The organism is Curtobacterium sp. MCLR17_051, assembly GCF_003234395.1.
Lineage (GTDB): Bacteria > Actinomycetota > Actinomycetes > Actinomycetales > Microbacteriaceae > Curtobacterium > Curtobacterium flaccumfaciens.
This window is the reverse complement of sequence record NZ_QKTA01000002.1, coordinates 173,615-189,429: the sequence shown is the minus strand read 5'-3', so window position 1 is coordinate 189,429 and position 15,815 is coordinate 173,615. Positions and strand designations below refer to the sequence as shown.

The window sequence follows — 15,815 nt, the reverse complement described above, 5'->3', positions numbered from 1 at the left end:
CAGGCCGAGGCCTACTTGGCCTTCTCGAGGATCTCGACCAGGCGCCAGCGCTTGGAGGCGCTGAGGGGACGGGTCTCGCTGATCACGACGAGGTCGCCGACACCAGCGGTGCCGAGCTCGTCGTGGGCCTTCACCTTGGACGTACGACGGATGATCTTGCCGTAGAGCGCGTGCTTCACGCGGTCCTCGACCTCGACCACGATGGTCTTGTCCATCTTGTCGCTCGTCACGTAGCCGCGACGCGTCTTGCGGTAGCCGCGAGTGAGGGCGGCGGAGTTCTTCTCTTCGTTCGCCATTACTTCTCCTCGGCGGTCTCGGCCTCGGTCGACTCGGCCGGCTTGTCAGCCTTCTTCGTCGTCTTCTTGGCCTTGGGGGCGGTCTCGACGGGCGCGGGAGTGGCACGGATGCCGAGCTCGCGCTCGCGGAGGACGGTGTAGATGCGGGCGATGTCGCGCTTGACGGCACGGAGACGACCGTGGCTCTCCAGCTGGCCGGTGGCCGACTGGAAGCGGAGGTTGAAGAGTTCCTCCTTGGCCTTCTTCAGCTCGTCAGCGAGACGCTCGTTCTCGAACGTGTCGAGCTCCGTCGGACGGAGCTCCTTGGAACCGATCGCCATTATGCGTCGCCCTCCTCGCGCTTGATGATGCGTGCCTTGAGGGGCAGCTTGTGGATTGCACGAGTCAACGCCTCACGGGCGATCTCCTCGCTGACGCCGGAGAGCTCGAAGAGCACCCGGCCCGGCTTCACGTTCGCGACCCACCACTCGGGCGAACCCTTACCGGAACCCATGCGGGTCTCGGCGGGCTTCTTGGTCAGCGGACGGTCCGGGTAGATGTTGATCCAGACCTTGCCACCACGCTTGATGTGACGCGTCATGGCGATACGAGCGGACTCGATCTGACGGTTGGTCACGTACGCCGGGGTGAGGGCCTGGATGCCGTAGTCGCCGAAGCTGACCTTGGTGCCACCGGTGGCCTGACCCGAACGCTTCGGGTGGTGCTGCTTGCGGTGCTTGACTCGACGGGGAATAAGCATGGTTACGCCTCAACTCCTGCGCCGGCCGGCGCGTCCTGCGGGGCCTGCTGCGGACGACGGTCACCGCGGTCGCCGCCACGACGGTCGCCGCCACGGTCGCCACGCTCACCGCGCGGGCCGCCACGACGCTCCGGGCGCGACGAACGCTGGTTCGCCTGCTCGCGAGCGAGCTCCTTGTTCGTGATGTCGCCCTTGTAGATCCAGACCTTCACGCCGATGCGGCCGAACGTGGTCCGGGCCTCGTAGAAGCCGTAGTCGATGTTCGCGCGGAGGGTGTGCAGCGGCACACGGCCTTCGCGGTAGAACTCCGAACGCGACATCTCGGCGCCGCCGAGACGACCCGACACCTGGATGCGGACACCCTTAGCGCCGGCGCGCTGTGCACCCTGCAGGCCCTTGCGCATGGCGCGGCGGAACGCGACACGAGCGGAGAGCTGCTCGGCGATGCCCTGCGCGACGAGCTGGGCCTCGGTCTCGGGGTTCTTGACCTCGAGGATGTTCAGCTGGATCTGCTTCTTGGTGAGCTTCTCGAGCTCACCGCGAACGCGCTCCGCCTCGGCGCCGCGGCGGCCGATGACGATGCCCGGACGAGCCGTGTGGATGTCCACGCGGACACGGTCACGGGTGCGCTCGAGCTCGATGCGTGCGACGCCGGCACGGTCGAGGGTCTTCTTCAGGTACTCGCGCACCTTGATGTCCTCGGCCACGTAGTCGGCGTAGCGCTGACCGGCCTTCTTGCTGTCGGTGAACCAGTGCGAGACGTGGTCCGTCGTGATCCCGAGACGGAAGCCGTACGGGTTGACCTTCTGGCCCATTACTTGCTCGCCTTCTTGCTCGTCGCGGCAACCTCGGCCTCGTCGGGCGTCGCGAGGACGACCGTGATGTGGCTGGTGCGCTTGTTGATGCGGAAGGCGCGGCCCTGGGCGCGCGGCTGGAACCGCTTCAGGGTCGTGCCCTCGTCGACGAAGACGCGGCTCACGTAGAGGTCGCGCTCGTCGAGGAAGCTGTTCGTCGAGTCCGCCTTGACCCGTGCGTTCGCGATCGCCGAGGCGACCAGCTTGTACACGGGCTCCGAAGCGCCCTGGGGGGCGAACTTCAGGATGGCGAGGGCCTCGTGGGCCTGCTTGCCGCGGATCAGCTCGATGACGCGACGGGCCTTCTGAGGCGTGACGCGGATGTGTCGCACGCGTGCGATCGACTCCACCATTTCGTTCCTCCTCTGCGTCGCCGCCTCAGCGGCGACGGCCCTTCTTGTCGTCCTTCACGTGACCACGGAAGGTGCGGGTCGGCGCGAACTCGCCGAGCTTGTGACCGACCATCGACTCGGTGACGAACACCGGGATGTGCTTGCGGCCGTCGTGGACGGCGATCGTGTGCCCGAGCATGTTCGGGACGATCATCGACCGACGCGACCACGTACGGATCACGTTCTTGGTGTTGGCCTCGTTCTGCGTGACGACCTTGCGGAGCAGGTGCTCGTCGACGAAGGGGCCCTTCTTCAGACTGCGTGGCATCTTCTGAACTCCTACTTGCGCTTCTTGCCGGCGTTACGGCGACGGACGATGAGCTTGTCGCTCGGCTTGTTCGGCTTGCGCGTACGGCCCTCGGACTGGCCCCAGGGGCTGACCGGGTGACGACCACCGGACGTCTTGCCCTCACCACCACCGTGCGGGTGGTCGACCGGGTTCATGGCGACACCACGGACGGTCGGGCGGACGCCCTTCCAGCGCATGCGGCCGGCCTTGCCCCAGTTGATGTTCGACTGCTCGGCGTTGCCGACCTCGCCGATCGTGGCGCGGCAGCGTGCGTCGACGTTGCGGACCTCGCCCGACGGCAGACGGAGCTGCGCGTAGGGGCCGTCCTTGGCGACGAGACGCACCGAGGCGCCGGCGGAGCGAGCCATCTTGGCGCCGCCACCGGGGCGGAGCTCGATGGCGTGCACGACGGTACCCACGGGGATGTTGCGCAGCGGCAGGTTGTTGCCGGGCTTGATGTCGGCGCCGGGGCCCTGCTCGATGACGTCGCCCTGCTTCAGCTTGTTCGGCGCGATGATGTACCGCTTCGTGCCGTCCACGTAGTGCAGGAGCGCGATGCGCGCAGTGCGGTTGGGGTCGTACTCGATGTGAGCGACCTTGGCGTCGACGCCGTCCTTGTCGGAGCGACGGAAGTCGATCACGCGGTACTGGCGCTTGTGGCCACCACCGATGTGACGCGTGGTGATACGGCCGGAGCTGTTGCGACCACCGGTCTTCGGCAGCGGACGAAGCAGTGACTTCTCCGGAGTCGAACGGGTGATCTCAGCGAAGTCGGCGACCGACGAGCCGCGACGACCGGGGGTCGTCGGCTTGTAGTTACGAATAGCCATGATTTATCCCTCTGGTCCTCAGCCGACAGCCGTGAAGATGTCGATCGAACCGGACTTGAGCGTCACGATGGCGCGCTTGGTGTCCTTGCGCTTGCCGAGACCGAACTTGGTGCGACGGGTCTTGCCCGGGCGGTTCAGCGTGTTGATGCTCGCGACCTTGACGTCGAAGATCTTCTCGATGGCGAGCTTGATCTCGGTCTTGTTCGAGCGGGGGTCCACGATGAACGTGTACTTGCCCTGGTCGATGAGCGCGTAGCTCTTCTCCGAGACGACCGGCGAGATGATGACGTCGCGCGGGTCCTTGTTGAAGCCGCTCATGCGGTGATCTCCTTCGCGGTCTTCGACGCGATGAAGGCGTCGAGGGCGCTCTTGCTGAAGACGACGGCGTCCGAACGCAGCACGTCGTAGGCGTTGAGCTGGCCGTACGAGAGCGCGTGGACGTTCGACAGGTTGCGGATCGACTTGAGCGTCAGCTCGTCGTCCGTCTCGAGCACGACGAGCACGTTCTTGACGGGCGCGACCTTCTCGAGGAGCGTGCGGGCGGTCTTGGTCGACGGCAGTTCAGCCGCGACGAAGCCCTCCACAGCGGAGATGCGGCCACCGCGGGCGCGGTCCGAGAGCGAGCCGAGCAGAGCAGCGGCGATCATCTTCTTCGGGGTGCGCTGCGAGTAGTCGCGCGGGGTCGGTCCGTGGACGACGCCACCGCCGGTGTGCTCCGGAGCACGGACGGAACCCTGACGGGCGCGGCCGGTGCCCTTCTGCTTGAACGGCTTGCGACCGGCACCGCGGACTTCGCCACGGTTCTTGGTCTTGTGGGTGCCCTGACGCGCGGCTGCGAGCTGCGCGGTGACGACCTGGTGGATCAGCGGGACGTTGGTCTCGACGTCGAAGAGAGCTGCGGGGAGCTCGACGGTGCCGGACTTGGCACCCGATGCGTCGAGGACGTCGATCGTGGTTGCGGTCGTGGTGGCCATGATCACTTACCCTTCACGGCGGTGCGGACGAAGACGGAGCGGCCACGAGCACCGGGGACGGCGCCCTTGACGAGCAGCAGACCCTTCTCGGCGTCGACGGCGTGCACCGTGAGGTTGAGGACGGTCACGCGGTCGCCACCCATACGACCAGCCATGCGCATGCCCTTGAAGACGCGCGACGGGGTCGAGGAAGCACCGATCGAGCCGGGCTTGCGGTGGTTGCGGTGCGCACCGTGCGAGGCGCCGACGCCGTGGAAGCCGTGGCGCTTCATGACACCGGCGAAGCCCTTGCCCTTGGAGGTACCGACGACGTCGACCTTCTGGCCCGCCGTGAACGTGCCGTCCACGGTGAGCTCCTGGCCGAGCGTGTACTCAGCGGAGTCGTTGGTACGGATCTCGGTGAGGGTGCGACGCGGGGTCACGCCAGCGGCCTCGAAGTGGCCAGCGGCCGGCTTGTTGACCTTGCGCGGGTCGATGGCGCCGGCGGCGATCTGGATCGCCTCGTAGCCGTCGCGCTCAGCGTTGCGGATCTGGGTGACCACGTTCGGGCCGACCTCGATCACGGTGACGGGGATGAACTTGTTGTTCTCGTCCCACACCTGCGTCATGCCGAGCTTCTTGCCGAGGAGGCCCTTGACGGTCTTGGTTGAGTTCGCCATTGGTCAGCCCCCTTACAGCTTGATCTCGATGTTGACGTCTGCCGGCAGGTCGAGTCGCATGAGCGAGTCCACGGCCTTCGGCGTCGGGTCGACGATGTCGATGACCCGCTTGTGCGTGCGCTTCTCGAAGTGCTCGCGCGAGTCCTTGTACTTGTGAGGGGAACGGATCACTGCGATCACGTTCTTCTCGGTGGGGAGCGGCACCGGGCCGACCACGGTTGCACCGGCACGGGTCACCGTGTCGACGATCTTCCGGGCCGACGTGTCGATGACCTCGTGGTCATACGACTTGAGCCGGATGCGGATCTTCTGTCCCGCCATGTGTCTCTTGTCCTCTCTGCGCCGCGCACCCTCTGGCCGCCTGACGCCGCTCGGTTCCGCATTCCTGCGGACCGTGCTGTTTTCCTGAACCAACCGGCCGCATCCACTGGGGATGACCGCTGTTCACCTGTCAACCTCGCGGGCGACCATGGCCGTCCAGCGTGGGCAATCGACTGCCTCGTGCTCCGGGCGCAGCAGTGGTACACCGCGTCCGTCACCCTTCGGGGAGTCGTGTTCTGCTGCCTGCGGCCCAACCCAGCCCTGCTGAACAAGGGGGTTGTGCACTGCCAGAGCAGTGATCCTGTGGGCGTACACCCACGGGGAATTCGGAACCGGACAAGTCTCGCATAGCCCCGGCCCACGTGCAACCCGGGCGTGTCGCGAATTGCCGGGCGTGTCCCACCGGCTCGCTTGCCCGGATCCACGCCGATCGGACGGCCTGGAGGCCCGGCTCGGCCCCGCAACGCGACGCACCCTCCGGACGGGGTCCGGAGGGTGCGTCGACACGGGTCAGGAGACCGTCACTCGGCGGTCACCGGGGGTACGAACCACGGCGGGAACACGGCCACTCGAGGAGCGTGTCCACCGTGGTCGGCGAGCACGGCGCGGACGGTCTGCCGAGCCTTGTCGTTCGGCACGCCGATGACCGCGACCGACGTGAACGGCACGCTCGGTCCGGCGAGCAGCTCGAGGCCGTGCATCTCCGGGTCCGTGAAGTCGGTGCGACGGATCAGGTTCGTGCCGGCGTCGGGACCGACGGCGAACCGGACGTCGTCGGCGTCGGCGTCCTGGTCGGCGACGATCACCGAGGCACCGAACGCGGAGACGGGCACGACGAGCACGACGTAGTCGATCGCCCGGGTGCGGCGGGCGGCGTCCGACCAGCGCTCGCCCTCGGCACCCGTACGGAGCTCGTCCCAGCGGGTGGCGTCGGGCGACAGCGTGAACGGCACGTGGCCGGCGATCGAGGAGCCGTCGGGCGCCTCGGCCTCGGCGCGGGCAGCGCGGGTGTCGGCGGAACTGACGTCCACGACCGGCTCGGCCTGGTCGGACGCCAGGATCGCGCCGGCGCCGACGATGCCGTCGAGGTTGTCGATGTGGGTGACGTGGTGGGCGCGGAGCGCTGCGAACTCACGTGCTTCGGGCAGGTCGGCGGACGACGAACGGAGCGACGTCGGCGACCGGAGCGACGTCCCGGGCCCGGAGGCCGGCGGGTCGACGCGCAGGTTGGTGGTGATGCGGGTCCGGCGGGGTGCCGGGGTGGCTGGGATCTCCGACGCCTCGCGCTGCCGGGGTGCGCAGATGTCGCAGAGCTCGGTGGGGAATCCGTGGATGCACTCGTCGGTCACGACTGTTGTGGGTCCTTCCGTGCCGTGTGGGGGTGGTCCGGCACGTCGACCAACGCTACGTCATCCGGACGGCCCCCGGGTCATTGTCGGTAGAGCAGTGCCCGGACCTCGGCCTCGGCGGACGCCAGGCGGTTCGGATCGATGGTCTCGCCGTGGTCGTACGCGTCGAGCAACCGGGGGTCGATGTAGCTCTGTCGGCACACCGTCGGGGTGTTGCCGAGCTCGTCGCTGGCGGCCTTCACCGCGTGCGAGACGGCCTTCTTCCGCTTGGCCTGGGACGACTGCGGTCCGGTCTTCGCCAGGTCGACCGCGGCCGCGACCGTCCCGTGCAGGGTCCGGAAGTCCTTCGCGGTGAACTCGTCGCCCGCACGTTCCTTCACGTAGGCGTTGATGTCCTCGGCGGAGAGCGGCTCCCACTCCGCACCGCGACGCTCGCGGAACGAGAGCAACCGCGCGTTGGGCCCGCGACGCTTCATGCCGGCGATGACCCGCGCCAGGTCGTGGTCGTGGATCGACGACGACCACTCCTGCCCGCTCTTGCCGGGGAAGTCGAGCTCGATGTCGTCGCCCGACACGTGGGCGTGCGCGCACAGCAGCGTGGACAGCCCACGACTGCCGTGCTCCGTGGCGTACCGCTCGGACCCGACCCGGAGGGACCCCTGGTCGAGCATGCGGAACGCTGCGGCCAGCGCACGGCGGCGGTCCGGCTCGGGGCGACGGAGGTCCTGCGTGACACCGCGGCGGGCGACCGGCAGGGACTCCGCCAGTGCAAGCGCACGGTCGTACTTGATCCGGTCCATCCGTTCACGCCAGGACGGGTGGTACATGTACTGGCGGCGCCCCGCACCGTCCGTGCCGGTGGCCAGGATGTGGCCGTTCTCGTACGGGGAGATCCAGACGTCGTCCCACGCCGGCGGGATCACGAACTCCTCGAGTCGACGGCGCTCGTCCGGGTCCGTCACGGTGTTGCCGTCGGGGTCGCGGAACGAGAAACCGCGTCCGGAACGGACGCGGTGGTAGCCGCGACCGGAGGTCGCGGATCTGCGGAGGCGGGTCACGTGGTCGAGCCAACTCCGTGACGCCTGTGACGGGTCACGGGGCGGACAGGAGGCCCATGGCGGGCGCTGCCCCGGGCCTCCTGTCCGGCGCCCTGTACGGCCCGCCAGTGGCCGTGTACGACGAAGCGGGGCCGGGCCCGAAGGCCCGACCCCGCTGTCGCAAGGAACCGGAGTTACTTGATGATCTTCTCGACCGTACCGGCACCGACCGTACGACCACCCTCACGGATGGCGAAACGGAGGCCCTCTTCCATGGCGATCGGCTGGATCAGCTCGACCGTCATGGCGACGGTGTCACCGGGCATGACCATCTCGGTGCCCTCGGGCAGCGTGATGACGCCGGTGACGTCCGTGGTGCGGAAGTAGAACTGCGGGCGGTAGTTCGCGTAGAACGGGTTGTGACGCCCACCCTCGTCCTTGGTCAGGATGTACGCGTTCGCCTGGAACTCGGTGTGCGGCGTGACCGAACCGGGCTTCACGACGACCTGGCCGCGCTCCACGTCCTCGCGCTTGAGGCCACGGATGAGCAGACCGGTGTTGTCACCGGCGACCGCCTGGTCGAGCAGCTTGCGGAACATCTCGATGCCCGTGACCGTGGTCTTCTGCGTCGCGCGGATGCCGACGATCTCGACCTCGGCGTTCAGGTTGAGCGTGCCACGCTCGACGCGACCGGTGACGACCGTGCCACGACCGGTGATCGTGAAGACGTCCTCGATCGGCATCAGGAACGGCTGGTCGGTGGCGCGCACCGGGTCCGGCACGTGCTCGTCGACCTGGGCCATGAGGTCCTGGACCGACTTGACCCACTTCTCGTCGCCCTCGAGCGCCTTGAGCGCCGAGACCTGCACGACGGGGGCGTCCTCGTCGAACTGCTGCGAGCCGAGGAGCTCGCGGACCTCGAGCTCGACGAGCTCCAGGATCTCCTCGTCGTCCACCATGTCGGACTTGTTCAGTGCGACGACGATGTAGGGGACGCCGACCTGGCGGGCGAGCAGGACGTGCTCACGCGTCTGGGGCATCGGGCCGTCGGTGGCGGCGACCACGAGGATCGCGCCGTCCATCTGTGCCGCACCCGTGATCATGTTCTTCACGTAGTCGGCGTGACCGGGGGCGTCGACGTGCGCGTAGTGACGCTTCTCGGTCTGGTACTCGACGTGCGAGATGTTGATCGTGATGCCGCGCTGGCGCTCCTCGGGAGCGTTGTCGATCTGCGCGAAGTCGCGGGCCTCGTTGAGGTCCGGGTACTGGTCGTGCAGAACCTTGGTGATCGCCGCCGTGAGCGTGGTCTTGCCGTGGTCGACGTGACCGATGGTTCCGATGTTGACGTGCGGCTTGGTGCGCTCGAACTTGGCCTTGGCCACTGTGGGTCCTCCTCAGGACTCGGAAGCGTCACCCCCGGCCGGCCCTGGATGGGCTCGGGACCGTTGGTGCGCGGTGTGTGTCTGTACTTTACTTGGTGGCGAGGGGCCCGTCGCCGGGCGCCCCCGCCTGTGGAGAAGCGCTGAGCGCTACTCCCCCGCGTTCTTCGCGATGATCTCCTCGGCGACCTTGGCCGGGACCTGGCTGTAGGTCTCGAAGGTCATCGAGTAGACCGCACGACCAGAGGTCTTCGACCGCAGGTCGCCGACGTAGCCGAACATCTCGGACAGCGGCACGCTCGCGCGGACCACCTTGACGCCCGAGGCGTCCTCCATCGAGGCGATCTGGCCACGACGGGAGTTCAGGTCACCGATGACGTCGCCCATGTACTCCTCAGGAGTACGGACCTCGACGGCCATGATCGGCTCGAGGATCGCCGGACCGGCCTTGCGAGCCGCTTCCTTGTAGGCGATCGAGCCGGCAATCTTGAACGCCATCTCGGACGAGTCGACGTCGTGCGCCGCGCCGTCCTTGAGGATGGCCTTCACGCCGACCGTCGGGTAGCCCGCGAGGATGCCGACCTGCATGGCGTCCTGGATACCGGCGTCGACCGACGGGATGTACTCGCGCGGGACACGGCCACCGGAGGTCGCGTTGACGAACTCGTAGACCTTCTCGCTCGTGACCTCCATCGGCTCGAGCGCGATCTGCACCTTCGCGAACTGGCCGGAACCACCGGTCTGCTTCTTGTGGGTGTAGTCGTAGCGCTCGACGATCTTGGTGAGCGTCTCGCGGTAGGCCACCTGGGGCTTGCCGACGCTCGCCTCGACGTGGAACTCACGCTTCATGCGGTCGACGAGGATGTCGAGGTGGAGCTCGCCCATGCCCTTGATCGTCGTCTGACCGGTCTCGGCGTTGAGCTCGACGCGGAACGTCGGGTCCTCTTCGGCGAGCTTCTGGATGGCCGTGGAGAGCTTCTCCTGGTCGGCCTTCGTGTTCGGCTCGATGGCGACCTCGATGACCGGCTCCGGGAACGTCATCGACTCGAGGACGACCTGGTTGGTCGGGTCGCACAGGGTGTCACCGGTGGTGGTGTCCTTGAGGCCGATGACCGCATAGATGTGGCCAGCGGTCACGTTGGCGACCGGGTTCTCCTTGTTGGAGTGCATCTGGAAGATCTTGCCGATGCGCTCCTTCTTGCCCTTGGTCGAGTTGATGACCTGGGCACCGGACTCGATCGAGCCGGAGTAGACGCGCACGTAGGTCAGACGACCGAAGAACGGGTGCACCGCGACCTTGAACGCGAGGGCCGAGAACGGCTCCGACGCGTCGGGCTTGCGGATGATCTCCTTCTCCTCGTCCTTGACGTCGTGGCCGATCATCGGCGGCACGTCGAGCGGGGACGGGAGGTAGTCGATGACGGCGTCGAGCATCGGCTGGACACCACGGTTCTTGAACGCGGAACCGCAGAGGACCGGGTAGAGCGTGCTGCTCACCGTGAGAGCACGGATGGCTGCCTTGATCTCGGCGACCGAGAAGTCGGTGTCGCCCTCGAGGTAGCGCTCCATGAGGACGTCGTCCGCCTCGGCCACGCGCTCGATGAGCTTCTCGCGGTACTCGGCGGCGCGGTCCTGCAGGTCGGCCGGGATCTCTTCGATCTCGTACTTCGCGCCCATCGCGACGTCACCCTTGGCGTCGCCGCGCCAGGTGAGTGCACGCATCTGGACGAGGTCGACGACGCCTTCGAACGAGCTCTCGGAACCGATCGGCAGCTGGAGCACGAGGGGCTCCGCGCCGAGGCGGTTCACGATGGTGTCGACGGTGTAGTAGAAGTCGGCGCCCAGCTTGTCCATCTTGTTGACGAAGCAGATACGCGGGACGTCGTACTTGTCGGCCTGACGCCAGACGGTCTCGGACTGGGGCTCGACGCCCTCCTTGCCGTCGAAGACGGCGACCGCACCGTCGAGGACGCGGAGCGAACGCTCCACCTCGACCGTGAAGTCCACGTGACCGGGGGTGTCGATGATGTTGATCTGGTTGTTGTCCCAGAAGCAGGTCGTCGCGGCCGACGTGATCGTGATGCCGCGCTCCTGCTCCTGCGCCATCCAGTCCATCGTGGCAGCGCCGTCGTGGACCTCACCGATCTTGTGCGTGATGCCCGTGTAGAACAGGATGCGCTCGGTCGTCGTGGTCTTGCCGGCATCGATGTGCGCCATGATGCCGATGTTGCGGACCTTGTTCAGGTCGGTGAGCACGTCCTGTGCCACAGGGTTCCTCCGGAAGAGTTGTAGGAGAGGTTGGCGGCCGTCCGGGCGCCGGGGTTCTTGACCACCGGCACCCGGACGGTGCCGGGACTACCAGCGGTAGTGGGCGAAGGCCTTGTTCGACTCGGCCATCTTGTGCGTGTCCTCGCGGCGCTTGACCGCGGCACCGAGACCGTTCGACGCGTCGAGGATCTCGTTCATGAGACGCTCGGTCATCGTCTTCTCGCGACGGGCCTTGGCGTACGAGGTGAGCCAACGGAGCGCGAGGGTGTTCGCGCGGTGCGGCTTGACCTCGACCGGGACCTGGTAGGTCGAGCCACCGACACGGCGGCTACGGACCTCGAGGGTCGGACGGACGTTGTCGAGCGCCTTCTTCAGCGTCACGACGGCGTCCTGCTGGTTCTTGGCGGAAACGCCCTCGAGTGCACCGTAGACGATGCGCTCGGCGAGGCCCTTCTTGCCGTCGAGCAGGATCTTGTTGACGAGCTGGCTGACGATCGGCGCACCGTAGACCGGGTCGGCGACGACGGGACGCTTGGGGGCGGGACCCTTACGAGGCATCTAACTCAACCCTTCTTCGCGCCGTAGCGGCTACGAGCCTGCTTACGGTTCTTGACTGCCTGGGTGTCCAGGGCGCCACGGATGATCTTGTACCGCACACCCGGGAGGTCCTTCACACGACCGCCGCGGACGAGCACCATCGAGTGCTCCTGGAGGTTGTGGCCCTCACCGGGGATGTATGCCGTGACCTCGGTGCCGTTCGAGAGCTTGACACGAGCGACCTTGCGCAGTGCCGAGTTCGGCTTCTTGGGGGTGGTGGTGTAGACGCGGGTGCACACACCACGCTGCTGGGGGTTCGCCTTCAGGGCGGGCGCCTTGGTCTTGGTGACCTTCGGCGTACGACCCTTGCGAACCAGCTGCTGAATAGTAGGCAACTGTTCTCCTGGTTCTTCGCTCGTGCTCTCTGGCCGGCGCGTTCCGCCGGCTTCCTCGTCCCACGCTGAGCACCGCCGGACGGCGGGTGTTCGAGTGGGGGACGGAGTGGTCCGGCTGGGCGATCCCGCTCGCCGGACTTTTCGGGCGCGCCCGAGGGCGCACACCCGGTAGAGACTACCCGCGTAACGGGACGAAATCAATCCGGGTCACCCCGGGAACCGACACCGTCATGAGCCGGTGTCGGACGACCCGTTGCCCACCGCCGAGCGGAACGTGGCGCCGTCGCTCGAGAAGCCCGTGACGTACCCGCTCGCGTTCACGTTGAGCGGCCCCGCGGAGGCCGTTCCGGTGCCGGCAGCACCCGAGATGTCGGCCGTGTACTTCGCCCGGCCGGGCGCCGTCGTCGTGATCAACCAGCCGTTCGTCGTCCAGCTGCCGACCCGGACCGTCGGCCGCGTCTCGAGCGTCCACTTCTGGTTCGAGTACGTGTACGCGGGGTTCTGCCCGTACGCGTAGAAGCTGCACCCGGCGGGGGCGGCGTCGGTGGAGGCGATGCAGCCGTCCACCCAGTCGTCCACCGCCCGCTTGGCGGCCTGCTGCCCGGCGGTGGTCAGGGTCGTGGTCATCTGCACCGGGGTCGAGGTCGACCGACCGAACCCGCTGACGCTCGCCGATCCCCCACGGGCCGTGGTCCACTTCCCGCCGTCGAAGGCGACGTCGTACGTGCCGGGCAGTGCACGGAGGCTCACCGTGCCGTCCTTCGCGGTCTCCACGTTCCGGCCGGCGACGGTGACCGACGCACCGGACGGCCCCCGCACGGCGACGGCGACCGTTCCGAGCTCGGGGGCCTGCAGCTCCCAGATCGGGAACACACCCCAGTCCGTCCCGGTCTTGTCCAGCGTGAAGGTCGCAGCGACGTCCTGCCCGCCCTGGCGCAGGTACGCGCGGACCGTCGCGGTGTCGCCGTCCGTCCGCGTCGCGGCGACGCGGTAGCCGGTGACCTTGTCCGATGCCTTCGCGTAGGCGGCTTCGCCGAGCAGCACGTCGGTCTTCTCGCGTTCGATGCCTGCGTCGTCGAGGGCGTCGGCCACGCGTCCGGCCGTCAGGTCGTCGAGGAACGCCCGCACCGGGCGGTCCGCCGAGTGCGAGGAGGAACCGACCGAGTAGCCGACGACACCGGCGACGAGCAGCAAGACGACCGCTGTGCCGCCCGAGATGATGCCGATGAGCTGGCCGCGACGGAGCTTCCGGCGAGGACGCTGCGGCACCGGTCCGGGCATCCCGGGGAATCCGGGGGCTCCTGCGCCGGGACCCGGACCGAACCCCTGGGCCGCTGCCTCGGACGTTCCGTCCCCACGGATCGAGGCCACCGGCGGGACGGCACCCCAGCCGCCCTGCTGGTCCGGATCCTGCGCGTGCTGGTCGCTCATCGTTCCCCCGTTGCGTGTGCGTCGTGCCCTGCGAACACTACCGTCCGGCGGGTTCCTCGCCCGCGTTCGTCCGGTTGTGCCCGGAGCGCTCGTCAGGCCCGTCCAGACGCGCCGCCCCGGTCGCGCCCGAGCCGCCATCGGTCCGTGCCTGGTGGCGAGCCATCGTGATCCCGCCGAGCACCGACAGGAGCGCCACCACGACGGACCCGACCACGAAGGGCCCGAGGGCGTACCCCGCGGGGAAGACGAGGAGCTCCGTCGCGTCCGAGCGGACGAGCGCGTAGCCCACGGCTCCGACGCCGAGCATGACCAGGTAGACCGTCGCTGCGGCCACCAGCGCGGTGACCCCGGGGTTGCCGTCGCGCACGCCGGCCGCGGTCGCGAGGAAGACCACGGCCGCGCCACCGACCACCATCGCGGGCCCGAGGTACGGGGTGGCGTCGGGCTGCGAGATGACCTCGACGTCGGCGAGCAGGGCTTCGAAGCCCGTGACGGCGATCACGAGCGCGATGAAGAGGACGGACGTCATCGTCGCGATCAACCACCGGGACATGCGCCGATCGTATCGTCGACCGGCTGGTCAGCGAGCGGGTTCGGCGTGGTCCGTGTCGTCCGCGTGCTCGCGACGGTCCGCCCGGTCGGACTGCTCCTGCGCTGCGGCGACCAGGGCGAGCGCGATCGTCGCCGTGATGATCGGGACGGTCTCCGTCATGGGGGCGGGCGCGGGCGCGGAATCCGGCATCGTCGCGGCCGTCTCGTCCGCCGCGTCCGTCGGGTCGTCGGACTGGAGGCCCGTGGCAGCGTCCGCCTCGGCGGTGCCCTCCGGCTCGTGGTCACGCAGCGCCGGGCCGATGACCGGCAGGACCCCGGTGGTCGCGGCCGGTTCAGCGTGCAGGACCGGCGGCTCGCTGGACACGGGTCCGTCGCGCTTCGCCGCGCGGCGCGCTCGGCCCATCTTCACCAGGACGACGACGGCGACGATCGCCCAGATCCCGTTGACGATGGTCGAGGGGACGGCGTGGTGCGCGGCGACGTTGATGGCCACCGCGAGGCCGCCGACGAGGTTGAACAGCTGGTAGAGCGGGCCGTTCGGGATCTTGCCAGTGGAGAACAAGATGTAACCAGCTAGAACGGTTACTGCACCGAACCAACCCAGGAATTCCACGATTCCGACCAACACGCGCGACTCCGGGCACGACGAGGAACGGCCGGTTCGAGCCGACCGTTCGAGAGGGGATGAGCAGCCGCGATCACGGCGCCTGGTGCATCGTAATCACAACGACGGGTGTCGCGGAAGTGGGGTCGGCGTGGCGCGGACGACCCCAGTCCGTGGGGGTCGGGTCAGCCCTTCGCAGCGGTGTCCGATTCGGCGGTCAGGACGTACACGTAGCCACCGAACGTCCACGTCGTCGCAGCCGCCGCGGCCGGGTCGGTCGAGTCCTGCGAGATGGAGGACGACACCGTGGTGACGAGGAAGAGTCGAGCGCCGTCCTGCATGCCGCCGACGAAGGACAGGGCCTGGTCGAACGACCCGTCGACCGACACGGAGACGGGGATGGCCGAGAAGTTCGCGGCCGAGATCGCCGGATCGGTCACGGGCGCCGTCGCGGCGCCGGTGGATGCCGCGGTCGGATCGGGCGTCGCCGCGTCCGTCGCCTCGTCCGTCGCGGAGGCCGACGAGTCCTCGGTGCCCGCGGCCGTCGAAGCTGCGACGGGGGCGGTGTACGCCACAGCGTCGGACGTCGTGATCGCGGACACCTTCACGCCCGCCCGGGCTGCCACGCCGTCGACTGCGCCGTAGAAGGAGGACATGTTCGCACTCGACGGCACCGAGGTGGTGAGCTCCGCGAGTTCCGCCTTCATCGCCGGCAGGGACTTCGCGCGGTCCTTGAGCCGGGCGAGTTCCGCCGCCGTCGTCCGGTTCGTCGCGTCCACCGACACCTGGTCGGTACGGTCACTCGCGGCCTGTGCGAGATGTGGCTGTACGCCGAGGAAGAACCCCGCGAGTGCCACCACGACCATCGCCACGACGGCGAGGAGCATGTTGAGTCGGTTGCGGGTCATC

At 68.1% G+C, this 15,815-nt stretch carries 21 protein-coding genes; all 21 read right to left on the bottom strand.

From position 1 onward, the window contains the following. Positions 1–11 precede the first annotated feature (11 nt). Positions 12–296 carry a 30S ribosomal protein S17 gene (gene rpsQ / locus DEJ06_RS03970; RefSeq protein ID WP_017885524.1) on the bottom strand — a complete coding sequence of 95 codons (285 nt, stop codon included), beginning with the start codon at positions 294–296 and terminating at the stop codon, positions 12–14. After that, entirely contained in the window at positions 296–616 is a 321-nt protein-coding gene (gene rpmC / locus DEJ06_RS03965) for a 50S ribosomal protein L29 (protein WP_017885525.1), read from the bottom strand. The genes rpsQ and rpmC overlap by 1 nt, the downstream gene beginning before the upstream one ends. Further along, positions 616–1,035 (bottom strand): 50S ribosomal protein L16, encoded by a 420-nt coding sequence (gene rplP, locus DEJ06_RS03960; protein WP_017885526.1) that lies wholly within the window; start codon positions 1,033–1,035, stop codon positions 616–618. Before rplP ends, rpmC begins: the two co-directional genes overlap by 1 nt. 2 nt (positions 1,036–1,037) lie before the next feature. Next, positions 1,038–1,850: a 30S ribosomal protein S3 gene (gene rpsC / locus DEJ06_RS03955; protein ID WP_017885527.1), complete on the bottom strand. Its 813-nt coding sequence runs from the start codon at positions 1,848–1,850 to the stop codon at positions 1,038–1,040. Further along, positions 1,850–2,242, bottom strand: coding sequence for a 50S ribosomal protein L22 (rplV, locus tag DEJ06_RS03950; protein WP_035809257.1), 393 nt, complete (start codon positions 2,240–2,242; stop codon positions 1,850–1,852). The genes rpsC and rplV overlap by 1 nt, the downstream gene beginning before the upstream one ends. A gap of 25 nt (positions 2,243–2,267) precedes the next feature. Continuing rightward, positions 2,268–2,549, bottom strand: coding sequence for a 30S ribosomal protein S19 (gene rpsS / locus DEJ06_RS03945; protein ID WP_017885529.1), 282 nt, complete (start codon positions 2,547–2,549; stop codon positions 2,268–2,270). Between the two features lie 11 nt (positions 2,550–2,560). Next, entirely contained in the window at positions 2,561–3,400 is an 840-nt protein-coding gene (rplB, locus tag DEJ06_RS03940) for a 50S ribosomal protein L2 (RefSeq protein ID WP_027466728.1), read from the bottom strand. A gap of 18 nt (positions 3,401–3,418) precedes the next feature. Further along, positions 3,419–3,718 carry a 50S ribosomal protein L23 gene (gene rplW, locus DEJ06_RS03935; protein WP_027466729.1) on the bottom strand — a complete coding sequence of 100 codons (300 nt, stop codon included), beginning with the start codon at positions 3,716–3,718 and terminating at the stop codon, positions 3,419–3,421. After that, on the bottom strand, positions 3,715–4,374 hold the full coding sequence (gene rplD / locus DEJ06_RS03930) for a 50S ribosomal protein L4 (RefSeq protein WP_027466730.1): 660 nt from the start codon (positions 4,372–4,374) through the stop codon (positions 3,715–3,717). Before rplD ends, rplW begins: the two co-directional genes overlap by 4 nt. Positions 4,375–4,376: 2 nt before the next feature. Further along, positions 4,377–5,033 carry a 50S ribosomal protein L3 gene (rplC, locus tag DEJ06_RS03925; protein WP_027466731.1) on the bottom strand — a complete coding sequence of 219 codons (657 nt, stop codon included), beginning with the start codon at positions 5,031–5,033 and terminating at the stop codon, positions 4,377–4,379. A gap of 12 nt (positions 5,034–5,045) precedes the next feature. Beyond that, the gene (rpsJ, locus tag DEJ06_RS03920; protein WP_017885534.1) at positions 5,046–5,354 is read right to left on the bottom strand and encodes a 30S ribosomal protein S10; all 309 of its coding nucleotides are present in this window, start codon (positions 5,352–5,354) and stop codon (positions 5,046–5,048) included. Positions 5,355–5,875: 521 nt separating this feature from the next. Further along, the gene (locus tag DEJ06_RS03915; protein ID WP_084741336.1) at positions 5,876–6,703 is read right to left on the bottom strand and encodes a DarT ssDNA thymidine ADP-ribosyltransferase family protein; all 828 of its coding nucleotides are present in this window, start codon (positions 6,701–6,703) and stop codon (positions 5,876–5,878) included. Positions 6,704–6,783: 80 nt separating this feature from the next. Then, positions 6,784–7,761, bottom strand: a complete 978-nt coding sequence (locus DEJ06_RS03910) for a DNA topoisomerase IB (protein ID WP_027466733.1) — start codon at positions 7,759–7,761, stop codon at positions 6,784–6,786. A gap of 173 nt (positions 7,762–7,934) precedes the next feature. Next, the gene (gene tuf, locus DEJ06_RS03905; protein WP_027466734.1) at positions 7,935–9,122 is read right to left on the bottom strand and encodes an elongation factor Tu; all 1,188 of its coding nucleotides are present in this window, start codon (positions 9,120–9,122) and stop codon (positions 7,935–7,937) included. A 147-nt stretch (positions 9,123–9,269) separates the two neighbouring features. Beyond that, positions 9,270–11,387, bottom strand: coding sequence for an elongation factor G (gene fusA / locus DEJ06_RS03900; RefSeq protein ID WP_027466735.1), 2,118 nt, complete (start codon positions 11,385–11,387; stop codon positions 9,270–9,272). 87 nt (positions 11,388–11,474) lie between these two features. Continuing rightward, positions 11,475–11,945: a 30S ribosomal protein S7 gene (gene rpsG / locus DEJ06_RS03895; protein ID WP_017885539.1), complete on the bottom strand. Its 471-nt coding sequence runs from the start codon at positions 11,943–11,945 to the stop codon at positions 11,475–11,477. Between the two features lie 5 nt (positions 11,946–11,950). Continuing rightward, positions 11,951–12,319, bottom strand: coding sequence for a 30S ribosomal protein S12 (gene rpsL / locus DEJ06_RS03890; RefSeq protein ID WP_017885540.1), 369 nt, complete (start codon positions 12,317–12,319; stop codon positions 11,951–11,953). 228 nt (positions 12,320–12,547) lie between these two features. After that, on the bottom strand, positions 12,548–13,750 hold the full coding sequence (locus DEJ06_RS03885; protein ID WP_111038489.1) for a hypothetical protein: 1,203 nt from the start codon (positions 13,748–13,750) through the stop codon (positions 12,548–12,550). 37 nt (positions 13,751–13,787) lie between these two features. Further along, complete coding sequence (locus DEJ06_RS03880) at positions 13,788–14,303, bottom strand: DUF6121 family protein (RefSeq protein WP_111038488.1); 516 nt, start codon at positions 14,301–14,303, stop codon at positions 13,788–13,790. Positions 14,304–14,330: 27 nt separating this feature from the next. Beyond that, complete coding sequence (locus tag DEJ06_RS03875) at positions 14,331–14,864, bottom strand: hypothetical protein (protein WP_111038487.1); 534 nt, start codon at positions 14,862–14,864, stop codon at positions 14,331–14,333. 227 nt (positions 14,865–15,091) lie between these two features. After that, positions 15,092–15,814 carry a hypothetical protein gene (locus DEJ06_RS03870; RefSeq protein WP_111038486.1) on the bottom strand — a complete coding sequence of 241 codons (723 nt, stop codon included), beginning with the start codon at positions 15,812–15,814 and terminating at the stop codon, positions 15,092–15,094. Position 15,815 lies beyond the last annotated feature (1 nt).